We start from the raw sequence: 20,545 nt of genomic DNA, 5'->3' as shown, positions 1-20,545 counted from the left end.
CGGCAACAAGTGCGGCATAGCTGACTGACAAGGAGACCATCATGTTCAGCACTATGCTCAGGGAGTGGCGAGGATTGCGCGGTATGAGCCAGCTGGACCTGGCATTGGGCGCATCGGTTTCGACGCGGCACGTATCGTTCATGGAGTCAGAGCGGGCCAAGCCGAGCGCAGACATGGTGCTGCGGCTGGCCGAGGCGTTGGACCTGCCGCTGCGGGAGCGCAATGCGATGCTAACCGCGGCCGGCTTTGCGCCGATGTTTGGCGACAGCGACTGGCAGAGCGAGCAGATGGCCGAGGTTCGCCGGGCAGCCGCGCTGTTGTTGAAGGCGCATGAGCCCTACCCGGCCGTGGTACTCGACGTGGCGTTCAACATTCTCGACGCCAATCCGGCGGCGCTTGGCATGATCAGGGCAGACCGCGATGTGCTCGGTCGGGCCAACCTTGTCGACTATGTCTTCAACCCCGGGCCGGTGCGGGACTCGATCGTCAACTGGAGTGAAGTGGCGGAGTACCTGTTGCATCGCATGCGCGAGGGGGTGCGGCGGCACGGGCCACAGTCGGCGATGGGTGCGGTGATGCGGCGGGCGATGCTACAGCCTGGTGCCAGCGCGCTATCGACGGTGCGCGGGCAGTGGCGCGGTTCGGTGCTGCTGCCATTGACCTTCGTTACGGGTGGGGTAACGACACAGTGGTTCACGACCGTCACCAGTTTCGGCGCGCCGCAGGATGCGCTGGCCGAGGAGATCACGATCGAGCAATTTCACCCGGTCGAGCATTAGTCTGCCGCGCGGGCCCGGCTGAGGCGGATCGACAGGATGAAGATGATGAGGATGGACGCCAGCAGGACGAGCCGGATGGCGAAGCCGACGGCGGACATCTGGACGTCGTTGTTGCGCAACAGGTAGAGCAGCAATTCGACGCTGGTGGAGCCGACCAGCAGTGCAGCGCCCCAACTGGCCTTGATCCACAAGCCAACGGCCGCGAAGAGCCGGGCGAGGCAGAAGATGCCGAGATAAACAAAGCCAGTCATGCCCATGGTGGAGATGGGGCTGACGGCACCCAAATTGACGCCGAGCAGGCGCGCCGCATCGTTGAGCCCCAGTAGCAGGCTGATGATGGCGACGACGCGGATATAGATGCCGATAGGCGGAGCGTTGAAATCCATGCGGTTTTCTAGCGGGCCTGAACGGATGCGACAAGCGGGAGCTTGGAGGGGACTGCCAGCGCTGATAAATGAAGCGCCAGCACTGGAGACCGCGATGTCCAACGACTGGCAGAAGCACGACATGGATTTTCTCGGCGGACGGCGGCTGCGCCGGACGCGCGGGACGGCGTGGAGCCGGGCCATGGTGCGCGAGACCACATTGCAGCCGTCGGACCTGATCTGGCCGCTGTTCGCGATCGATGGGCATAACGAGAAGACACAAATCCGCACCATGCCGGGGGTGGAGCGACTGAGCGTGGACCTGTGCGTCGAGGCGGCGAAGGCGGCGCGGGATGCGGGGATACCGGCGCTGGCACTGTTTCCCAACACCCCTGACCATCTGCGGAGCGAGAATGGCGCCGAGGCTTACAATCCGGACAATCTGATGTGCCGGGCGCTGAGCGCGATCAAGTCGGCCGTGCCGGAGATCGGGCTGATCGCCGATGTGGCGCTGGACGAGTATTCCAGCGACGGCCAGGACGGGCTGGTGCGGGATGGGGAAATTCTCAACGATGAGACCGTCGCGGTGATGATCCGCTCGGCGTTGGTGCAGGCCAAGGCGGGGGCGGATATCATTGCGCCGTCGGACATGATGGATGGGCGGGTGGCGGCGATCCGCGCGGCGCTGGACGAAGCGGGCTTCGACCATGTGCAGATCATGGCTTATGCGGCCAAGTATGCGTCCTACTATTACGGACCGTTCCGTGAGGCCGTGGGATCGGGCAGCCGGCTCAAAGGCGACAAGCGCACTTACCAGATGGACTATGCCAATTCCGACGAAGCGATGCGCGAGATTGCGCAGGACATCGAGGAAGGGGCCGATAGCGTGATGGTGAAGCCCGGGCTGCCGTATCTGGATATCGTGCGGCGGGCAAAGGACAACTTCAACATCCCCATCTACGCCTATCAGGTGAGCGGCGAGTTCGCGATGATCGAGATGGCGGCGGCGGCCGGGGCAATCGATCGCAAGGGCGCGATCCTGGAGAGCTTGTGGGCCTTCAAGAGGGCCGGGGCGAGTGGGGTGCTGACTTACTTCGCGCTGGAAGTGGCGCGGGAACTGGGGCGGTAAAGTGTCTGCCTCAAACCAGGCGCTGATCGACCGCGCTGCTGCGCTGGTCAAACCGTACCGGACGAGAGATGGGCGGCTCTTTGGCGACGTTGGCGCGACGCTGATTTCCGGATCTGGCAAGGCGTTTGACGGTGTCTGTCGACACGGCCAGTTGGGGTCTCTGCGCGGAGCGCAGTGCCATTGCGGCCATGATTACCGCCGGGGAATATACGATCTCCAGGATCGTCGCGGTGTGGCGCAATCCCGAGACTGGGGAACTGCATGTGCTGCCACCGTGCGGCCATTGCCGCGAGTTCATGCGCCAGGTCGATAGCGGTAACCTGACGACTACGGTTGTCCTTGGCCCAGACAGGGTGCTGACACTGGCGGAGCTGTTGCCCGAGCATGAGTGGCCAGCGCCTCCCCGATAAGAGGTCACATTTCTGTGCCTCCACCTCTTGCGCGAGCGGCAAGGCGTGACAATCTGTTTGGGCATGGACCAGACCTATCAGAATGCTCGCCCTACCCTGCCCGATCCTGCCACTGCCCCTGAGCTGTTCGAGGGGTTGCTGACGCGCCGTGTTGCAGCGTTTGTCATCGATCTGTTCGTCATGGGAATGATGATCCTGGCGTTCTCGTTGGTCGGCTTGATTGCCGGGTTTCTGACGTTTGGGCTCGCCTGGCTGGGGCTGTTCCTCGTCGTACCGGCGACGATCATTCTCTATTATGGCGCGACGCTAGGTTCTCCCAAGCGGGCCACGCTGGGCATGCAGGCGATGGATATCGTGCTGACGCCGACGCGTGGGCAGCCACTGGATGGCTGGATGGCCTTCATCCATGCCGGCGTGTTCTGGATCACCACCTGGATTTCCTGGCCGCTGTCGCTGCTGTTCGCGCTGTTTACCCCGCGCCGGCAGATGATCCACGACCTGATCACCGGTACGCTGATGGTTCGTCGTTCGCCGATGGTACGGCATTGGCGCGCCCAATCGGCGCGGACCAGCCAAGCTTATTGAGGCGTTGCCGGGGGTGACCGAGGGGAGTACATTCTCCCGATGTCACCCAAGGGTCTTGTATGACCGACCAGACGCCTGAAACCACTCAGCTGTTCCTGACCGCGGCGATGCCGTGTCCCTACCTGCCGGGACGGCAGGAGCGGAAGCTGTTCACGCACCTGACTGGGCGGCGGGCATCGAGCCTGCATGCACTGCTGAGCGAGAATGGGTTTCGGCGCAGCCAGAACCTGATCTACCGGCCGGCCTGTGAGGGCTGCAATGCCTGCCAATCGGTGCGAATCGTGGCTGGAGAGTTCGAGGCGTCGGGGCGTTATCGCCGGGTGCTCCGGAACAATGATGATATCGCGATCGAAGTCCGCCCGACCACTGCGACCAGCGAGCAGTACGATCTGTTCAAGCGCTATCTGGAGTCGCGGCATGCCGGTGGCGGCATGAATCAGATGAGCTTTGTCGACTATGAATACATGGTCGAGGATACGCCGGTGCAATCGGTGCTGGTGGAATATCGGCTGCGCGATGACCCGGATGGGCGACTGATCGCCGTGGCGCTGACCGATGTGATGCCTGATGGGCTGTCGATGGTCTATTCGTTCTATGACCCCGACCTGGCGCATCGGAGTCTCGGGACATTCCTCATTCTCGACCATATTGCGCAGGTGCGCTCGGCCAACCTCAACTATGTCTATCTGGGCTATTGGGTGAAGGACTCGCCCAAGATGGCCTACAAGGCGCAGTTCCGGCCGTTGGAAGTCCAAAAGGGCACGTTGGGCTGGTGTTCGCTGGACTGATCAGCGCAAAAGCTGAATTGTTTCCGACACATTCTGTCAGCTAATATTCATCTGTGTACTGCGAGTAATCAGCGTGGGCGGCTGTGGACCGATGGGAACCGGGACGCCCTTATTCCATCCTTTGTCCATGGAGAACCTCGTTGCAGCTCAAGAGCATCATCCTCGCCTCCGCTATTCTGGCCGCCCTGCCCGCAACGGCATTCGCCCAGGCCGCCATTCCGGCCAACGTCGATTTCACCGCCTCGGCAACCATGCCGTCGCTGAAAGATCCGTCGCGCAAGGACGTGTTCGCCGTCTCGATCGGCGACGCCCAGGTCAAGACGACGCTCGAACTGACCTGTTCGGCTGGCTACACCCAGTTCCTGGTGGTCCGCTCTGACAAGGCCTGCGCCGTTGCCGGCTCCGGTTCGATCGTGAACCCTGCCAACCAGGCGCTGCTGCCGCGCACACAGTATTCGGGCGGCTACACCGTTGCCGCCGATGGCTACACCGATGGCGACGGCATGTCGGTCAACTACCTTGCTCTCGGCAAGGTGGCGCCTTCGACCGGCACGTTCTCCGGTTCGATGAACCTTAAGCCGGAAGTCACCTCGTCGGGTGCCGCCGCATTGACCGCGACCGTGCTGGAAAATCTCGGCCAGGGCGGCACGGGCGGCGTGATCGATGAGCGCGTCGATACGGTCGACCTCAACCGGCTGTTCATTCCCTCGGCCGGCCTGCCATCCGACGTTGGCTGCAGTTGGTCGGGCAATATGGTGTTCGCCTACCAGACGCAGTCGTGGTTCATGGACCTCAAGGCCAGCTGCAACAATGTTGAATACGCCCTCAAGGGCAACATGCCGCTGACCGAAACGCCCGGCGTCGACGGGCAGACCCAGTATGACCTGACGCTGACCCTGCCGTCGGCAGAGGCCACCAGCGACGATGCGCTGTTCGCCACCAGTGATGCCAACAGCGACCTGTTTGCCTCGGCGGACGGCGTCACGGCGCAGATCATCATGGTCAACTCCAAGCTCGTGACCATCGACATCGACGGTGTGGCGACGGAAACGCCGTCGCAGGTCGATGCCAAGGGCCAGTTCGTGGGCACGGCTGTGCCGGTAGAAGTGGTGCGGTCGCTGGCGACGATGTTTGGCCTGCTGTCGTCGAACCTGTTCGGCGCGTAACGCCTGGTTCAATATGTTGCGAAGGGCGGCCTGATGGCCGCCCTTTTTCGTTGGCCCGCGCCATCTTTGAGCCATAAGGCTCGGCGAGATCGCGGTGATCGCTGCTGCCGGAACTCCCTCATGTCTATCGTCTTCAAGCTGATCCGGTGGGGTCTGGTGCTCGGCGCGCTTGGCGTGGCCACGCTGTCGATCCTGGCGCTGTTCGGTTTTGCCGTGCCGGAACTCGACCTGCTCAACCATGCACAGATCTTCCTGCTGCCAGGGACAGTGATCGCACTGGTTCTGGTCGCCATTGTGCTGCGCGGACAGTGGCGCAGCCTGGCTGTCATCTATGTGTTCGTGGGCGTGGCTGCGTCGGCCAATGTGATGGTGCCGGAATTCATCGCCGGCATGCGTGGCTATCCGACACCGGGCGCTGCTCCTGTTGTCCGGATGATGACGCACAATCTGTTCGGGATGAACTACGAGATGGAGAAGGTCAGCGCGGCGATCTTTGCCGAGGACCCCGATATCATCGTGTTCCAGGAGTATTTCGGCGAGCAGGCGACGGAGCTGCATCCGTTGCTGCTGGAGCGGTACCCGTATTTTGTGCGCTGTCGCGGCGGCAAGCGGGCCAATCTGGGGATGTATTCGCGCATTCCGTTCGAGCAGGTGGAGGATGGCGCCTGCCCGGACAATGCCTATGTCACCACGCGGACGGCACATATCCTGGCAAAGTTCGAGACGCCTGACGGAAAGCCATTCTCTGTTATCACGACGCATATGGATTGGCCTATCCCGGTGCAGCGGCAGCGGGATCAGCTTACCGCGCTTTCCGAGGTGTTGGACAAAATCGAGGGGCCGATGATCCTGGCGGGGGATTTCAACTCGACGCCTTGGTCATACTCGCTGCGGGCATTCGTGGCCGAGAATGGGCTGGTGCGGCAGACGGTGAACCTGGTGACCTATCCGCTGCGCTGGTTCTACTTCGGGGCTTGGCGGGACACACTGCCGTTCCTGCCGCTGGACCATGTGATGACGCGGGGCGGGATGACCGTGCACGAGCTGCATGCGGGGCGGCGGACAGCGAGCGATCATCTGCCGGTGGTGTTTGAGTTTGCGGTGGAGTGAGGGGCGATACCCAACCCCCACCGCGCGTCACCCTCGGGCCTGACCCGAGGGCTCTTCACTTGCTATGCGATCGGTAAGTGCAGTGCCCTCGGGTCAAGCCCGAGGGTGACGGCCGGTGGGTGGCGGGGCCGTTGGCGCCCTACTCGACTTTCATGTCGAACACGAGCAGTCCGTTGACGCCGCCTTCCAGCGCCGCGACCAATCTCGCGCCAGCGGTCTGGTGCGCTGGATTGACCAGGTAGCGGTCGCGGGCGGCCTCGTCCACAAGGTCCATGATGAAGCCGTCGTTGAAGCCCTGCGACAGGCCTTCGGGCGAGATGTTGGCGCCGAAGGTGGCGTTGAGGAGGCCGTCGATCTGGCCGACCAGGGCGTTGAGGCCGGCATAGATGTCGGTGCGCTCGTCGGCCGAAACGCCTAAGCGGAATTTGACGAAGACGCAGTGGCGGATCATCCGACGAACCTGTTGTTGCGGGGGAAGCCATTTGGTGGCTGGCGGCCGGCGGTGGCGCGGTCGCCGAGCCAGTCGGTGAGTTCTTCCATGGGCTTGGTGTAGGTGCGGCCAGACGAGTCGGTCCAGGTGAGGCCGTCGGCGGCGTAGAAGGTCTTGAGGTCGGAAATGCCGCCGTCCTTGTAGCGCTGCAGGCGGACGCCCTTGCCGCGGCCCATTTCGGCGAGCTGGTTGAGCGGGAAGACGAGCAGCTTGCGGTTCTGGCCGATGACGGCGACGCGATCGCCGGCCAAAGGAACCAGCAAGGCGGCTTCGTCTGGGGCTCCGACATTGAGGATCTGCTTGCCCTTGCGGGTATTGGCGATCATCTCGTCTTCGCTGACGATAAAACCGTAACCTGTTGATGACGCGATGATACGCTTCTGGCCGGGGCGATAGACGAAGATGTCGACGATATCCTGGCCTTCCTCGATATCGACCATGATGCGGACCGGCTCGCCCTGGCCACGACCACCGGGGAGCTTGTCGCCGAAGAGGGTATAGACCTTGCCGCCGGTGGTGAGCATCAGCAGCTTGTCGGTGGTCTCGCACTTGAGCGACAGCTTCAGGCGATCGCCGGCTTTGTAACCCTTCTCGTCGTTGACCTCGACGGCATGGCCGCGTGGCGCACGTATCCAGCCTTTTTCGGAGAGGATGACGGTGATCGGCTCGCGCTCGATGAAGGCGTCGCTGACGGCGTCGGCATTGGCGGTGGGTGCGTCGGCCAGCAGGGTGCGGCGACTGCCGAGGAAATGGCTCGTGCCATCAGGGTTCAGCAGCGGGTAGAGCTTCTTGAGCGCTTCGATTTCCTTGCTGATGGTGCCCCATTGGCGCTTGTCGGAGGCCAGGAGACCCTCGATGCGGCCCTGCTCGTCGGTCAGGTCCTTGTGCTCCTTGCGCAGCTCTATTTCCTCGAGCTTGCGCAGGGAGCGCAGGCGCATGTTGAGGATGGCTTCGGCCTGGACGTCTGAGAGCTCGAAGGCGCTCATCAGGCTGGCCTTGGCATCGTCCTCCTCGCGGATGATGCGGATCACCTCGTCGAGGTTGAGATAGGCGATGATGTAGCCGCCGAGCACTTCGAGGCGGTGGGCAATCTGCTCGAGCCGGTGCTGGCTGCGGCGGACGAGGACTTCCTTGCGGTGATCGAGCCAGGCCTTGAGGGCTTGGGCCAGGCTCATGACCTTGGGCGCGGTGCCGCGATCGAGCACGTTGAGGTTCAGCGGGAAGCGGGTCTCAAGATCGGTGGTCTTGAACAGCTGTTCCATCAGGATCACGGCGTCGACGGTGCGGGCACGCGGTTCGAGGACGAGGCGGATATCGTCGGACGACTCGTCGCGAACGTCCTTGAGCAGCGGCAGCTTCTTGGCCAGCAGCAGCTCGGCGATCTTTTCGACGAGGCGCGACTTCTGGATGCCGTAGGGGATTTCGGTGACGACGATGAGGTAGACGCCGCGGCCGGTTTCCTCGATCTCCCACTTGGCACGCAGGCGGAAGGAGCCGCGGCCGGTCTCATAGGAGTGGGCGATGGAGGATGCGGATTCGACCAGGATGCCGCCGGTGGGGAAGTCTGGCCCCTTCACGAACTGAGTCAGGTCGTGGGCGGAAGCATTTGGATTGACGTTGATAAGATGGAGCGCCGCGTCGCAGAGCTCTGCCACGTTGTGTGGCGGGATCGAGGTCGCCATGCCCACGGCGATGCCGGTGGAGCCGTTGGCGAGAAGGTTCGGGAAGTTCGACGGCAGGACGACCGGCTCTTCGTCTTCGCCGTCATAGGTCGGTTTGAAGTCGATGGCGTTCTCGGTGATGCCTTCGAGCAGACGCATGGCAATGTCGGTCATGCGGGATTCGGTGTAGCGCATGGCCGCGGCGTTATCGCCGTCAATATTGCCGAAATTGCCCTGGCCATCGACGAGCGGGTAACGCAGGGCGAAATCCTGGGCGAGGCGGACCAGCGCGTCGTAGATCGACTGGTCGCCATGCGGATGGAACTTACCGATCACGTCGCCGACGATACGGGCGGACTTCTTGTAGCCCTCATTCGGCGCGAGCTTGAGCAGCCGCATGGCATGGATGATGCGGCGGTGGACGGGCTTGAGGCCGTCACGGGCATCGGGCAACGCGCGCTGGGTGATGGTCGAGAGGGCGTAGGAGAGGTACCGCTCCTCAAGCGCCTGCTTGAGATCGACGACGCGCTGGTCGTCGGCAGGCGGGAGGGAGTCGACGTCGGACATTGGCAGGCATTCCACGGGAACGAATCAGGAAAGCAATATAGCTGAGCGCGGGTCAGCCTCGACGATTTATGCAGGTGCGGCGGGGGTTTTACAGAGCTTATGACGAGCCAAAGCGCCGCCTGCGTGCGGTTTTCGAATAGAGCAGCGGTGGCGAGGCGCTGGCCTCGAAGATTGGTTTGTAGAAGTGAGACAAGCGCCTCGCCACCACGCCGGGACTTTTCGCACACGCATCGAGCAGCCAACCCTCGTTCGGGCGTTGGGATCGACAATGTGGGCAAGGCATACGCCCAGCAAACCCCACATGGCCGTCCGGCTGGTGGTCAGCATCCATGCGGGAGCCTGGCGACCCAAACTCCCCGGCACTCCCCACGCAGATCACTCGTCATGACCGGGCTCTTTCGTGGGCAACGGGGAGAGGATACGCCAGGAAATTGGGGGCGGGGATAAGGGGGATAACTGGGCCGCGAAGCTCCCCCACCCTCGATCGTCATCCTCGGGCTTGACCCGAGGACGTCACACTTGTTGCCCGTTCGGTAAGTGCAGAGCCCTCGGGTCAAGCCAGAGGGTGACGCCTGGTGGGCGGGAGGGAGAGTGCCACCTAGTCCTCCCGTGACAAAACCTCGATCAGCAGCTCCCGCGTCGGCGATGGTTCCAACTGCCGTAGCCCCCAGACCTGGTGCTCCAGGAAATGGCCCGTCAGGCGCAGGGCGTCGGCGATGTCGTGGGGACCGGCATTGCCGCGGTTTGTCAGGAAGCTGGGGAGCGGCAGGAGGCGGTCGAGATAAGGCTGGGCGGCGGCGCGGGAGACGGCGCGGCCGGTTTTGGGGGAGACATGGGTGAGATCCTGGGTGCTGCCGGTGGCGGCGCAGGACGTGAGGTCGAGGCCGAAGCCAAGGTCTTCGAGGACGGCGAGTTCGAAGCGGGCGAGGTCAGCCCCGTCAGGGGGGCTGTCGATGAGGCGGAGGGCCATGCCGAGGAGGCGGTCATGCGGGTCGCGTTCGGGGAGCAGGCGCAGGTGGTCGCAGATTAGCTGGCTCAGGTAGAGTCGTGTGCGATCGTCGATCAGGGCGGCGGCGCGGGCGGTCAGCAGTTCGACGGTGAACATGCCGAGCTGGTCTTCAAGGCGGGCACGCCAGGTGAGCTGGATGGTGTTACCGGGCTGCAGAACGGCGGCAAGGCGGCGCGTGCGGCCACCGCGGACCAGGCCGAGATGGCGGCCGCGGCCAGCGACCATGGCCTCGGCGATAACGGATGTCTCGCCGTGGCGACGGACGCCGATCAGGAGAGCTTCACCGGTCCATTCCATGATAATCTACCTGAGTGATAGCGCTATTGCAGGGACCGTCCGTGACATGCACCGCTTTAGTGAATTCCGGAAAAGATATGTAGCCGAATGCAAGACCAGCATCCTTGCCTTTCTCCTGGGCTTCCTTCTGCTGATCCCCATTCTGGCCTGGCTGTTTGAGGCATATTTCTTCTACGCGCTGCCGGTTGCCCTTGTCTTCGCCGTACCGAACATTGTCGTTTTCAGCGCCCTAATCGCACTCAGCAACAGTATCGCACTTCGGGTCGGTACCCTTGGGGTGGCCATTGCGTTGAACTTCTACCTCTTGCGGAAGGAGCTGCTCAGCCGGATCGACCATTTTGACGCGAATGGCGACGTTCTGGCGACGAACCAGAACACATTACCCGTGATTTTCTGGCAGATGTTTCTGTCCTTTGCCGTGTTCTACGCGCTTCTTTCCTATCGACGACTGGCTGTGGGACGGCGAAAATTCACAACGTCACGCTCTTAACATAGGCGGAACACCTGCCGGTAGCGTGGCTGATGTTTATCGAGAGAAGCTTCTGCCGGAGGATGTCGTAAGGCTGCGAGACTACCCAAGTCTCAAATCCTCCCTCATCGATGTACCTGAACGATCCGTCGCCTTCGGCCTTTGCAGAGAAGTCATCACGGTTGAAAATTGCACAAACTGTCGATGTGACGGGAATGAGCTGCACGCCCGCCATATCCGTTTGTGAGAGAATGTCGACGTATTTCTTCAGGGATGGCTCAATGGGACGGGAGCAGCCGGCTAAGAACGATCCAGCCGCAAGCAGAACGGCAATCGATCGCCAAGGCCTGCCGTCAGTCCTTCCCATGCGGGTATTCCAAGCCCATTTCCCGATACCGTTCCGGGTCATCGCCCCACTTTTCGCGGACTTTGACGAAGAGGAACAGGTGGATGGGTACCTCGTACATTTCCATCAGTTCCTTGCGGCTTTCCTGGCCGATGGACTTGATGGTCTGGCCGCCGGCGCCGAGGACGATCTTCTTGTGGCTGTCGCGGGTGACGTAGACGACCTGGTCGATCTTGTAGGAGCCGTCCTTCTGGATCTTGAAGGACTCGGTTTCTACGGTGGCGTTGTAGGGGATTTCGTCGTGGACGCGCAGGAACAGCTTTTCGCGCGTGATCTCGGCGGCGGTGATGGCCATGGTGAGATCGGTGAGGTGATCCTCGGGGAAGTGCCAGGGGCCGGGCGGGATGTGCTTGATGCACCAATCCATGAAATCGCTGACGCCATAGCCCTTGAGCGCCGAAATCATGAAGGTCGCCTCAAAGCGCAGCTTGGCGTTGATGGCTTCAGAGAGCTTGAGCAGTTCCTCGTTCTTGATCGTGTCGATCTTGTTGAGGATCAGGATGCGCGGGTGATTGATGTTTTCGAGGCCCTCGATCAGCTTTTCGAGCTCGGGGGTCAGGCCGCGATCGACGTCGACGATCAGCGCGACGATATCGGCGTCCCCTGCCCCGCCCCACGCGCTATCGACCATGGCGCGGTCGAGCCGGCGTTTGGGAGCGAAGATGCCGGGCGTATCGATGAAGACGAGCTGGGCCTTGTCGGTCGTGACGACGCCGCGCACCTGGCTGCGGGTGGTCTGCGCCTTGTGGGTGACGATGGAGACCTTGGTGCCGACCAGGGCATTGAGCAGCGTCGACTTGCCGGCGTTTGGTGCGCCTACCAGGGCGATGAAGCCGCAGGCGGTATCAATGGGGGTAATGTCGGTCATTTGGTTTCCTTCCACACCTTCTGGGCGATCAGGAACAGTTCGGCGGCCTTGTGTTCGGCGATCTTCTTGGACGGGCCGGTGGCGCTCAACTGGTCGAAATCGCCGAGGGTGACAGCGATGGTGAATTCGGGGGCGTGGTCGGGTCCGGAACGGTCGACCTGGGTGTAGGTGGGGGGCTCGAGGCCACGGGCTTGGGCCCATTCCTGCAGGGTTGTCTTGGCGTCGGCCTTGTTGGCCTGGCCGTCGGCGAGGAATTCCTCGAACATGCGCTCGACGAATTCGTAGGCCTTGCCGAGGCCGCCATCGCAATAGATGGCGCCGATGATGGATTCGGTGACGTCGCCGAGGATGGCTTCCTTTTCGGCGCCGCCAGTGCGGGCTTCGCTGTCTCCAAGGTTCATTTCGCTCCCAAGATCGAGCGTGCGGGCGATGATGGCGCAGGTTTCCTTGCGCACGAGGGTATTGAGCGTGCGGCTCAGCTCGCCCTCATTGGCCTTGGGGTAGCGGCGATAGAGCATGTCGGCGACGACGAGGCCGAGCACGCGATCACCGAGGAATTCGAGACGCTGGTAGGAGCGTTCGATGCGCTTGGCAGGCGAGATGGCACTGGAATGGGTGAGCGCGCGGTCAAGCAGGTCCGGATCGGCAAACTTGTAGCCTAGCCGGAACTGGAGTTTTTCGTGATTGCGCGCGCCTCGGCTCACGGGGCTGCCAGGGTGTCGTATGGGGTGCTGCTGTCCACGCCTTGGAACATACGGTCCCAGCGGACATTGGCCGGCCACTGCCACAGCTGCCAAGGCGGAATGTTGTCCTTGATCGAGAAGAAGCGGGCTTCCGCCTTGGCGATGAGATTGACGGCCGGGACATAGCCGACCTGGCTGAGAACGCGGCTATCGGCGGAGCGGTCGCGATTGTCGCCCATCATGAAAAAATGGCCGGCGGGCACGACATAAGCCTGGGTATTGTCGAGCGGCGCGTCGTCGGAGATTTCCTGGATGATGTGGGTCGTGCCCTCTGGGAAGGTCTCGCGATAGACGGTGACTTCGCGGGTCTGGCCTTCACTGTCGGTATCCTGCGCGGTGCCGACGGCTTCACGCTCGACCATGGTGCCGTTGATGTAGAGACGCCCAGCGGTGACCTGGATGGTGTCGCCGGGGAGGCCGACGACGCGCTTGATGTATTCGATGTTCTGCGGCACCGGGCGGAACACGGCGATATCGCCGCGATTGGGCTCGCGGCCGAAGATGCGGTTGGCGATCGGCAGCTCGAAATCGAGCGCGCTGAAATCGCCGTAGCGGCCGAGCGAGAAGGAGTGCTTGCCATAGCCCCAGACGAACTTGTTGGCGACGAAGTAGTCACCGATCATCAGCGTCTGCTGCATCGACGCAGTCGGGATGGAGAAGGGCTGATAAAGGAACGAGCGCAGCACGATGGCGATCAGCAGCGCCTCGACGACCACGACGATGGTTTCGACCCATTCATTGGTCGCCGATTTCTTGATCGGCTTGTCGGCGTTCTGGCTCATGAAATTCCCCGGAAAGGTAGCGCGGCAGGGTTATGCCTTTGTCCCGGCCGGGTCAATTGCAACGGTTGGCAACGCTTCGATGATGACGAAGGCCTGGGCAAGCCCGGCGTCGTCGGTGATGGTCAGGTGGATGTGGGGCGTGTGGCCCGGCGGCACAAGGCGGGCCAGGGCCTTTGCGGCGCCGTTGGTCAGCTGCATGGTCGGCTTGCCGGATGGCAGGTTCACCACGCCCATGTCGCGCCAGTAGACGCCCCAGCTGATGCCGGTGCCCAAGGCCTTGGAGCAAGCCTCCTTGGCGGCGAAGCGCTTGGCGTAGGAGGCGGCGCGCTGGGCCCGGCGATCGGACTTGCGGCGCTCGATCTCGGTGAAGCAGCGATTGGTGAAACGATCGCCGTATTTGGCGAGGGTCTGCTCGACGCGATGGATCTGGATGAGGTCGGAGCCGAGACCGATGATCACTTTACCCCCTGAATGCCGCGACTGCCCGGCTTGATGGCGGGGATGGCAGCCAATTCGGGCGGGAGTTGGTCGGCGGGATAGGCCGGAACCTTGTATTCGATGAGGGAGACCAGCGGCACGCCGACATCGGCTTCACCGCCGGAGCGGTCGATCAGGCAGGCGGCGGCAACCACGTTGGCACCGATGCCGCGCAGGGCCTCGACGCATTCGCGGATGGAAAGGCCGGTGGAGACGATGTCTTCGACGACGATGACCTTGTCGTCAGGGGCAATCTCGAAGCCGCGGCGCAGTTCGAACTTGCCCTCAACGCGCTCGGTATAGAGGGCAGGCACGCCGAGGTGGCGCGAGGTTTCGTAGCCGGGGATGATGCCGCCGATAGCAGGCGAAACGACCTTGGTGACGTCGGGGAATTCGGCGCGGATGCGGCTGGCCAGGGCCTTGCACAGCTTTTCGGTCTGGGCGGCGTATTGGAACACCTTGGCCTTTTGCAGGAAGACCGGCGAGCGCAGGCCGGACGAGAGGATGAAATGACCTTCGAGCATGGCGCCGCATTCGCGGAAAATGTCCAGCACATCATCTTTCGTCATCGATAAACCTCTTGTCGACCTTGCCGTCCCATTCGAGCGTCGAAATCATCGAGGCTTCGCGGATACCGGCGCGCTGCACGGCGCTCAGTCCGGGACTACGCTTGAGCGTTGCCAGAACATCGGTCAGTTGCGCAAGGTCGCGCACCTCGATTTCGAAGATCATCTGGTGAAAGTCGGGCGAAATCATCCGCATCACCAGATTGTTGATGTTGGCCTCGCAGGCAGCGATGGCGGCCGAGATTTGCGCAAGGGAACCAGGCCTGTTGACCGACTCCATGGTGATGACGGTCGGATAGAGCTTGTCGTCGCCGCTCTTGAGGTTCCAGCGCACGTCGACCCAGGCCACATCGCTGTCGTGCTTGTCGATCAGCGCTTCGGAATGGATGGGATAGACCAGCATGGGAGTGTCGGGCTGGAGGATGCCGACGAGGCGATCGCCGGGCACAACGCCCTCCCCCGATACCGTGACCGGCATATGGAAATCGAGCTGGGCTAGAGCGGCCTTGGCGCGGGAGCCTGAGCGCTGGCCGCCCGGGACGCGGAAGCGGAAGAGATCGGTGGCACGCAGGGCGAACCAGCCATCGGCCGTATCGGCCACTGGCAGATCGAGCTTGCGGCGGCGCTTGCGCAGGCCCTTGATGCGAGCCAGTTCGGCGCCCAGCGGCTCGGAGCCGATCTTGCCTTCGCCGACCGCAATCAGCAGGTCGCGGCGGCTGGCGGTGTTGAGGGCTTCAGCGAGCGCCTTGGCCTCGCTGTCGTCGAGCATGACGCCTTCGCGTTCGAGCATCATGTTGAGCACGTGCTCGCCCAGGGCAAAGGCGCGTTGGGTGGCGGCATGACGGACCGAACGGCGGATAGCGGCGCGTGCCTTCCCGGTGGCGGCGATGCCCAGCCAGTTCATCGGCGGCACGTGGTTCTGGTCGCGAATGATTTCGACTTCGTCGCCGGACCGGAGCTGGGTCACCAGCGGCAGGATGGCGCCGTTGATCTTGGCGCCGACCGTGGTGTCGCCGATATCGGTATGCAGCGCGTAGGCGAAGTCGATGGGCGTCGCGCCGCGTGGCAGCGCGATGAGGCGACCGCGCGGGGTGAAGCAGAACACCTGGTCCTGAAACAGCTCGAGCTTGGTGTATTCGAGGAAATCCTCGGTAGACGAGTTGCCGGTCGTCAGGTGGCCGATGGTCTGGCGCAGTGAGCCATAAGCCTGGGATTCGTTCTCGATGCGGCTGAGATCGGCGGAGGCGCCATCCTTATAAAGGGCATGCGCGGCGATGCCGAATTCAGCGACGCGGTCCATCTCCTCGGTGCGGATCTGCAGCTCGACGCGCTGGCGGCCGGGGCCGACGATTGTGGTGTGGATGGACTGGTAATCGTTGTGCTTGGGGACCGAGATATAGTCCTTGAAGCGGCCGGGCACGACCTTCCAGCGGGTATGGACGACGCCGACAGTGCGGTAGCACTCCTCGGGCGAGCCGACGATGACGCGGAAGCCGATCATGTCGGAGAGCTGCTCCAGCGCAATCGACTTGCGTTCGATCTTGTTGAAGATCGAGAAGGGCGACTTCACCCTTGCCTTGACGCGCGCGGTGATACCCTCGGCAGCGAGGCGCTCGCTGAGCTCGGTCGAGATGGTGGAGATGGTCTCGCGATACTCGGCCTGCATCTCGTCGAGGCGGGCGACGATGGCGTCGTAATGCTCGGGCTGGAGGATCTTGAACGAGATGTCTTCCAGCTCGTTGCGCATGTCCTGCATACCCATGCGTCCGGCGAGCGGGGCATAGATATCCATGGTTTCCTGGGCGATACGCGTCCGCTTTTCGGGTGGCATGTATTGCAGGGTGCGCATGTTGTGGAGACGGTCGGCGAGCTTGACCAACAGCACGCGGACGTCCTGGCTGATGGCCAGTAGCAGCTTGCGCAGGTTCTCGGCCTGAGCTTCCTCGCGGGAAACCAGGTTGAGACGCTCGATCTTGGTCAGGCCATCGACGATGGCGCCGATTTCTGAGCCGAAGAGCTGGTCGATCTCGGCACGGGTGGCATCGGTATCCTCGATGGTGTCGTGCAGCAGGCCCACGGCGATCGAGGCGTCATCGAGCTTGAGCTCGGTGAGAATGGCGGCGACTTCGAGCGGATGATTGAAATAGGGGTCGCCGGAGGCACGCTTCTGCGAGCCATGCTTCTGCATGGCGTAGACATAGGCCTTGTTCAACAAATTCTCGTCGGCGTTCGGGTTATAGGCCTGAACGCGTTCGACAAGCTCGTACTGACGCATCATTGGGGTGGTCGCCGCTCGCTCGAAGAAATGAGCTTAGCGCTTTGATTGGATTTGGGAAGGGTGGCGGAGGGAGTATCTGAGTTGGGTGGCGATGGGAAGGCGTGTCGCCCTTGTAATCGCGGTGTCATCCCGGCGCAGGCCGGGATCCATGTCACGCATTTGGCCGCAAGCTGGATGTCGCGGATGGCCACGGACATGGATTCCGGCCTTCGCCGGAATGACATCGTGGTGAACGGCCTATCGCCAAAATAAAACACCCCCGGCTCGCGCCGAGGGTGCTGAATGCAGGCCGACAGACCAAAAAATCAGTCGTCGCGGCGTTCTGGCGGGGCCAGGCTTTCGATGCCGCGCAGCAGTTCTTCTTCGCTGATGGTGTCGAAATTGATCGAATCGTCGTCGCCGGCGCTTTCAATCAGCGGAGCGGCGTGGCTCTCAGGCTCGTCGACCTCGACATACTTCTGCAGCGAGTGGATCAGGTCCTCGCGCAGGTCATCGGGAGAGATGGCGCCGTCGCCGATTTCGCGAAGGGCAACAACGGGATTCTTGTCGTTGTCGCGCGAGACGGTGATCTGGGAGCCCGACGAAATCATGCGTGCGCGGTGCGCGGCCATGAGAACGAGATCGAAGCGGTTTTCGATCTTTTCGATGCAGTCTTCAACGGTGACGCGTGCCACAGACGTCTCCAAAATTTATGGAATGAACGCACCCCATACACGAGAGGTGCGGCAGGCACAAGCATCGCCTGCCCTGCCCCGCACGTTCCCACCGCCCAGGAGGGACATCTTGCCACTGAAGATGAAACGTGCGAATACCGAAATTAATTTAACGTTCTCTGCGGAACTTATTTTAGTCGCCTCGGCGACGCGACAATTTGAGCGGCGTGCCGCATATCGGGAGATTTGAGATGCCCATCGACCCGCGCGAGAAGATCGTACTCTTTATCGACGGCGCCAATCTTTATGCCACGTCCAAGGCCATCGGCATCGATATCGACTATCGGAAGCTGCTCGCCGATTTCAATGCGCGCGCGTACCTGCTGCGCGCCAACTACTACACGGCGCTGGTGGAGGATCAGGAATACTCCTCGATCCGGCCGCTGATCGACTGGCTGGACTATAATGGCTTCACAGTCGTGACCAAGCCGGCCAAGGAATTCACCGATGCGGCGGGACGGCGCAAGGTGAAGGGCAACATGGACATCGAGCTTTGCGTCGATGCGCTGGAACTGGCCCCGTTTTACGACCATATGGTGCTGTTTTCGGGTGATGGCGACTTCACCGCGCTGGTGGCGACCTTGCAGCGCAAGGGCAAGCGGGTGACGGTTGTGTCGACGCTGACCACATCCACGCCCATGATCTCGGACGACCTGCGGCGGCAGGCCGATTTCTTCATCGATGTGGCGGACTTGGCCAAGACGGTTGGCCGCCCACCGAGCACGCGGCCGGTTGCGGCGCCCGTTTCCGAAGAGAGCTGAGTGTTGGCTGCCACGTCCTCGGACTGCTAGTATCTCGCCCAGACTGAGGGCAGATTATCATGCAGGTACCAAGAGGCTTGGACGCATCGCGGCCACTGCATGTCGTCATCTTTATAGTGATGGTGGCCGGGCTCGTCGTAGTGGCGGTCGGACGATGTAGCCGCGCGATGAATCCGCGACCGCCCTCCACAACCTACCAGTCAGCTCCGCTCCAACCGATCGTCGATGTCGGCTCCGTATCTATCGGGTCGGTAGTCCAAGGCACGCTCGGGGTCGATCAACGCCAAGGCTGGACCCTGGCGGCAACCAAGGGGCAGCGGATCGCCGTCGGCCTTTATAGTGCATGGGACAACAGCGTGTCGGTGACTATGCCGGACAGCGGCCGGGAACTGACGGAGGATGGCTTTTCCGGCGGGAACGGCCAGGGGCTCATCACTGGCGTCACGTTGCCGGTGGATGGCACCTATCTCATCGTCGTAAGAGGCGAGAAGGGCGGCGCCGGAAACTATGAACTGGCCGTTACCGAGGCACCGCCGTCGAAGCCGGGGACGATAACGACGGTCGGCCCCGGCGACGCACCGATCTTGATCACGCGGTAATCAGCCCCGGCCGCCCTCTTTCATGATGCGGGATTTGTCGCGGTTCCAGTCGCGATTGCGCTCGGTTTCGCGCTTGTCGTAGTTCTTCTTGCCCTTGCCGATGCCGATCAGCACCTTGGCGCGCCCCTGGTCGTTGAAGAACAGCTTGAGCGGCACGATGGTATTGCCGGCGCGGGAGACTTCTTCCCCAAGATGGGCCAGTTGCTTGCGCGAAACCAAGAGCTTCCGAGGACGACGCTCCTCATGGTTGAAGCGGTTGGCCTGCAGGTATTCTGGGATGTGAGCGTTGATCAGCCAGAGCTCGCCCTTTTCGGGAGAGGCGTAGGATTCGGTGATCTGCGCCTTGCCCAGGCGCAGTGACTTGACCTCGGTGCCGGTCAAGACGAGGCCAGCCTCCATAGTTTCGCCGATCTCGTAATCGTAGCGCGAGCGACGGTTTTCAGCCACGAGACCGTGGCTGATCACACCGTTCTTTGCTTTGTCGTTCTTTGGGGCCATGGAGGTTAGATAAGACCTGCATGGGCGATTGCAAAGTCCATGGCGTCCTGAGTCGGCTTGCTGATCGGGACCAGTGGCAGACGCATCTCGTTGGCGCACAGGTTGAGCCGATTGGCGACATACTTGGCCGGAGACGGGTTGGGCTCCATGAACAGGTCCTTGTGCAGGTAGGCCAGCTTGTCGTTGATTGCGCGGGCGCCGACAAAATCGCCGGCCAGGGACAGCTCCTGCATCTGCGAGCAGAGGCGGGGCGCGACGTTTGAGGTGACCGAGATGCAGCCGTGGCCGCCATGTGCGTTGAAGCCCAGAGCGGTGCTGTCATCGCCCGAGAGCAGGATGAAATCCTTGCCCAGCTTGTTGCGCTGCATGGTGGCGCGCTCGAGGTTACCCGTCGCATCTTTGACGCCGATGATGTTGGCATGGGCGTCGTGCAGGCGGGCGATGGTGTCGACGGCAAGATCGACAATGGTGCGGCCTGGAACGCTGTAGAGGATGACGGGAATGCCGATGGCCTTGGCGACAGCGGAGAAATGCTGGAACAGGCCTTCCTGATTGGGCTTGTTGTAGTAGGGCACGACCGACAGCACGGCATCGGCGCCGGTCTGTTCGGCGAACTTTGCCAGGGAGACGGCTTCGGCGGTCGAGTTTGAGCCGGCGCCGGCGATGACGGGCACGCGCCTGTTGGCGACCTCGACGCAAATCTCGACGACGCGACGATGTTCTTCATGGCTGACGGTGGGGCTTTCGCCGGTGGTGCCAACCGGCACCAGGCCATGCGTGCCCTCTGATATCTGCCAATCGACGAAGCTGGCGAAGGCTTTCTCATCAACATTCCCATTGAGCATGGGAGTGATGAGCGCCGTAATCGATCCTCGCAGCATTTGTCGAAAGTCCTTGGTTTGGATTGCCACAGTTCGGACGTGGCATTGTGTCATAGAGCGGCTGTAGCGCCGTTTTTACGCGGCGCACCATAGTTTTTATCGGGCTGCATCACAACGGTTTGTTGTGCCCGCGACCAGCCGGGACATC

General features: G+C 62.2%; 24 protein-coding genes. 10 read left to right on the top strand and 14 right to left on the bottom strand.

Annotated elements, in window-relative coordinates; translation table 11 throughout:
* The first annotated feature begins 83 nt into the window (after nt 1-83).
* Nucleotides 84-779, top strand: a complete 696-nt coding sequence (locus IM737_RS00455; protein WP_236897483.1) for an MmyB family transcriptional regulator — start codon at nt 84-86, stop codon at nt 777-779.
* Here IM737_RS00455 and IM737_RS00450 read toward each other — a convergent pair.
* Complete coding sequence (locus IM737_RS00450) at nt 776-1,165, bottom strand: hypothetical protein (RefSeq protein WP_236897481.1); 390 nt, start codon at nt 1,163-1,165, stop codon at nt 776-778. The two genes, IM737_RS00455 and IM737_RS00450, sit on opposite strands and share 4 nt — an antisense overlap.
* A 94-nt stretch (nt 1,166-1,259) precedes the next feature.
* Here IM737_RS00450 and hemB point away from each other — a divergent pair, with 94 nt between their 5' ends.
* The 6 genes from hemB (at nt 1,260) to IM737_RS00420 (ending at nt 6,332) form a co-directional block, all read left to right on the top strand.
* Complete coding sequence (gene hemB / locus IM737_RS00445) at nt 1,260-2,273, top strand: porphobilinogen synthase (protein ID WP_236897479.1); 1,014 nt, start codon at nt 1,260-1,262, stop codon at nt 2,271-2,273.
* A gap of 131 nt (nt 2,274-2,404) precedes the next feature.
* Nucleotides 2,405-2,683, top strand: a complete 279-nt coding sequence (locus IM737_RS00440; protein WP_236897477.1) for a cytidine deaminase family protein — start codon at nt 2,405-2,407, stop codon at nt 2,681-2,683.
* Nucleotides 2,684-2,746: 63 nt separating this feature from the next.
* On the top strand, nt 2,747-3,268 hold the full coding sequence (locus tag IM737_RS00435) for an RDD family protein (RefSeq protein ID WP_236897475.1): 522 nt from the start codon (nt 2,747-2,749) through the stop codon (nt 3,266-3,268).
* 59 nt (nt 3,269-3,327) lie between these two features.
* Nucleotides 3,328-4,056: an arginyltransferase gene (locus IM737_RS00430; RefSeq protein WP_236897473.1), complete on the top strand. Its 729-nt coding sequence runs from the start codon at nt 3,328-3,330 to the stop codon at nt 4,054-4,056.
* Between the two features lie 140 nt (nt 4,057-4,196).
* A complete protein-coding gene (locus tag IM737_RS00425; RefSeq protein ID WP_236897471.1) occupies nt 4,197-5,222 on the top strand; it encodes a hypothetical protein in 1,026 nt (341 codons plus the stop codon).
* 120 nt (nt 5,223-5,342) lie between these two features.
* Complete coding sequence (locus tag IM737_RS00420; protein WP_236897469.1) at nt 5,343-6,332, top strand: endonuclease/exonuclease/phosphatase family protein; 990 nt, start codon at nt 5,343-5,345, stop codon at nt 6,330-6,332.
* Nucleotides 6,333-6,471: 139 nt separating this feature from the next.
* On the opposite strand, the gene IM737_RS00415 is transcribed toward IM737_RS00420, so the two are convergent.
* The 3 genes from IM737_RS00415 to recO form a co-directional block, all read right to left on the bottom strand.
* Nucleotides 6,472-6,783, bottom strand: a complete 312-nt coding sequence (locus tag IM737_RS00415; RefSeq protein ID WP_236897468.1) for a Dabb family protein — start codon at nt 6,781-6,783, stop codon at nt 6,472-6,474.
* A complete protein-coding gene (parC, locus tag IM737_RS00410) occupies nt 6,780-9,050 on the bottom strand; it encodes a DNA topoisomerase IV subunit A (RefSeq protein ID WP_236897467.1) in 2,271 nt (756 codons plus the stop codon). Before parC ends, IM737_RS00415 begins: the two co-directional genes overlap by 4 nt.
* Before the next feature lie 598 nt (nt 9,051-9,648).
* Complete coding sequence (gene recO, locus IM737_RS00405) at nt 9,649-10,356, bottom strand: DNA repair protein RecO (RefSeq protein WP_236897465.1); 708 nt, start codon at nt 10,354-10,356, stop codon at nt 9,649-9,651.
* Here recO and IM737_RS00400 point away from each other — a divergent pair.
* Nucleotides 10,355-10,846, top strand: a complete 492-nt coding sequence (locus tag IM737_RS00400; RefSeq protein WP_236897463.1) for a hypothetical protein — start codon at nt 10,355-10,357, stop codon at nt 10,844-10,846. The genes recO and IM737_RS00400 overlap by 2 nt on opposite strands.
* Here the strand turns inward: IM737_RS00400 and IM737_RS00395 are convergent.
* From IM737_RS00395 to rpoZ, 8 genes are all read right to left on the bottom strand, one after another.
* The gene (locus IM737_RS00395; RefSeq protein WP_236897461.1) at nt 10,827-11,192 is read right to left on the bottom strand and encodes a hypothetical protein; all 366 of its coding nucleotides are present in this window, start codon (nt 11,190-11,192) and stop codon (nt 10,827-10,829) included. The genes IM737_RS00400 and IM737_RS00395 overlap by 20 nt on opposite strands.
* A complete protein-coding gene (gene era / locus IM737_RS00390) occupies nt 11,179-12,099 on the bottom strand; it encodes a GTPase Era (RefSeq protein WP_236897458.1) in 921 nt (306 codons plus the stop codon). The genes IM737_RS00395 and era overlap by 14 nt, the downstream gene beginning before the upstream one ends.
* Nucleotides 12,096-12,803, bottom strand: a complete 708-nt coding sequence (gene rnc, locus IM737_RS00385) for a ribonuclease III (protein WP_236897456.1) — start codon at nt 12,801-12,803, stop codon at nt 12,096-12,098. Before rnc ends, era begins: the two co-directional genes overlap by 4 nt.
* Nucleotides 12,800-13,624, bottom strand: coding sequence for a signal peptidase I (gene lepB, locus IM737_RS00380; protein ID WP_236897454.1), 825 nt, complete (start codon nt 13,622-13,624; stop codon nt 12,800-12,802). The genes rnc and lepB overlap by 4 nt, the downstream gene beginning before the upstream one ends.
* Before the next feature lie 30 nt (nt 13,625-13,654).
* Complete coding sequence (gene acpS / locus IM737_RS00375) at nt 13,655-14,083, bottom strand: holo-ACP synthase (RefSeq protein ID WP_236897451.1); 429 nt, start codon at nt 14,081-14,083, stop codon at nt 13,655-13,657.
* On the bottom strand, nt 14,080-14,670 hold the full coding sequence (pyrE, locus tag IM737_RS00370) for an orotate phosphoribosyltransferase (protein WP_236897449.1): 591 nt from the start codon (nt 14,668-14,670) through the stop codon (nt 14,080-14,082). Before pyrE ends, acpS begins: the two co-directional genes overlap by 4 nt.
* A complete protein-coding gene (locus tag IM737_RS00365) occupies nt 14,657-16,945 on the bottom strand; it encodes a RelA/SpoT family protein (RefSeq protein ID WP_236897447.1) in 2,289 nt (762 codons plus the stop codon). The genes pyrE and IM737_RS00365 overlap by 14 nt, the downstream gene beginning before the upstream one ends.
* A 305-nt stretch (nt 16,946-17,250) precedes the next feature.
* Nucleotides 17,251-17,619 carry a DNA-directed RNA polymerase subunit omega gene (gene rpoZ, locus IM737_RS00360; protein WP_236897445.1) on the bottom strand — a complete coding sequence of 123 codons (369 nt, stop codon included), beginning with the start codon at nt 17,617-17,619 and terminating at the stop codon, nt 17,251-17,253.
* Nucleotides 17,620-17,849: 230 nt separating this feature from the next.
* On the opposite strand from rpoZ, the gene IM737_RS00355 reads away from it, so the two are divergent.
* Both IM737_RS00355 and IM737_RS00350 read left to right on the top strand, forming a co-directional pair.
* On the top strand, nt 17,850-18,419 hold the full coding sequence (locus IM737_RS00355; RefSeq protein WP_236897443.1) for a LabA-like NYN domain-containing protein: 570 nt from the start codon (nt 17,850-17,852) through the stop codon (nt 18,417-18,419).
* A gap of 59 nt (nt 18,420-18,478) precedes the next feature.
* Nucleotides 18,479-19,018 carry a hypothetical protein gene (locus IM737_RS00350; RefSeq protein WP_236897441.1) on the top strand — a complete coding sequence of 180 codons (540 nt, stop codon included), beginning with the start codon at nt 18,479-18,481 and terminating at the stop codon, nt 19,016-19,018.
* Here the strand turns inward: IM737_RS00350 and smpB are convergent, their stop codons facing one another.
* Together smpB and dapA are read right to left on the bottom strand one after the other, a co-directional pair.
* Nucleotides 19,019-19,516: an SsrA-binding protein SmpB gene (smpB, locus tag IM737_RS00345; RefSeq protein ID WP_236897438.1), complete on the bottom strand. Its 498-nt coding sequence runs from the start codon at nt 19,514-19,516 to the stop codon at nt 19,019-19,021.
* Between the two features lie 5 nt (nt 19,517-19,521).
* Complete coding sequence (gene dapA, locus IM737_RS00340) at nt 19,522-20,397, bottom strand: 4-hydroxy-tetrahydrodipicolinate synthase (protein WP_236897436.1); 876 nt, start codon at nt 20,395-20,397, stop codon at nt 19,522-19,524.
* Nucleotides 20,398-20,545: the final 148 nt, after the last annotated feature.

It is taken from the genome of Devosia sp. SL43 (assembly GCF_021729885.1).
Classification (GTDB): Bacteria; Pseudomonadota; Alphaproteobacteria; order Rhizobiales; family Devosiaceae; genus Devosia.
Note: the sequence above shows the minus strand (reverse complement) of the source record. Positions and strands in the feature narration are given on the sequence as shown.

Excerpts from the sequence above, each read along its gene's own strand:
- IM737_RS00455 (WP_236897483.1), top strand. The coding sequence starts at position 84 with ATGAGCCAGCTGGACCTGGCATTGGGCGCATCGGTTTCGACGCGGCAC.
- IM737_RS00350 (WP_236897441.1), top strand. The coding sequence starts at position 18,479 with ATGCAGGTACCAAGAGGCTTGGACGCATCGCGGCCACTGCATGTCGTC.
- smpB (WP_236897438.1), bottom strand. The coding sequence starts at position 19,516 with ATGGCCCCAAAGAACGACAAAGCAAAGAACGGTGTGATCAGCCACGGT.
- recO (WP_236897465.1), bottom strand. The coding sequence starts at position 10,356 with ATGGAATGGACCGGTGAAGCTCTCCTGATCGGCGTCCGTCGCCACGGC.
- lepB (WP_236897454.1), bottom strand. The coding sequence starts at position 13,624 with ATGAGCCAGAACGCCGACAAGCCGATCAAGAAATCGGCGACCAATGAA.
- parC (WP_236897467.1), bottom strand. The coding sequence starts at position 9,050 with ATGTCCGACGTCGACTCCCTCCCGCCTGCCGACGACCAGCGCGTCGTC.
- IM737_RS00365 (WP_236897447.1), bottom strand. The coding sequence starts at position 16,945 with ATGATGCGTCAGTACGAGCTTGTCGAACGCGTTCAGGCCTATAACCCG.
- IM737_RS00450 (WP_236897481.1), bottom strand. The coding sequence starts at position 1,165 with ATGGATTTCAACGCTCCGCCTATCGGCATCTATATCCGCGTCGTCGCC.
- IM737_RS00435 (WP_236897475.1), top strand. The coding sequence starts at position 2,747 with ATGGACCAGACCTATCAGAATGCTCGCCCTACCCTGCCCGATCCTGCC.
- IM737_RS00415 (WP_236897468.1), bottom strand. The coding sequence starts at position 6,783 with ATGATCCGCCACTGCGTCTTCGTCAAATTCCGCTTAGGCGTTTCGGCC.
- IM737_RS00400 (WP_236897463.1), top strand. The coding sequence starts at position 10,355 with ATGATAATCTACCTGAGTGATAGCGCTATTGCAGGGACCGTCCGTGAC.
- dapA (WP_236897436.1), bottom strand. The coding sequence starts at position 20,397 with ATGCTGCGAGGATCGATTACGGCGCTCATCACTCCCATGCTCAATGGG.
- era (WP_236897458.1), bottom strand. The coding sequence starts at position 12,099 with ATGACCGACATTACCCCCATTGATACCGCCTGCGGCTTCATCGCCCTG.
- IM737_RS00395 (WP_236897461.1), bottom strand. The coding sequence starts at position 11,192 with ATGGGAAGGACTGACGGCAGGCCTTGGCGATCGATTGCCGTTCTGCTT.
- IM737_RS00355 (WP_236897443.1), top strand. The coding sequence starts at position 17,850 with ATGCCCATCGACCCGCGCGAGAAGATCGTACTCTTTATCGACGGCGCC.
- pyrE (WP_236897449.1), bottom strand. The coding sequence starts at position 14,670 with ATGACGAAAGATGATGTGCTGGACATTTTCCGCGAATGCGGCGCCATG.
- IM737_RS00420 (WP_236897469.1), top strand. The coding sequence starts at position 5,343 with ATGTCTATCGTCTTCAAGCTGATCCGGTGGGGTCTGGTGCTCGGCGCG.
- IM737_RS00430 (WP_236897473.1), top strand. The coding sequence starts at position 3,328 with ATGACCGACCAGACGCCTGAAACCACTCAGCTGTTCCTGACCGCGGCG.
- hemB (WP_236897479.1), top strand. The coding sequence starts at position 1,260 with ATGTCCAACGACTGGCAGAAGCACGACATGGATTTTCTCGGCGGACGG.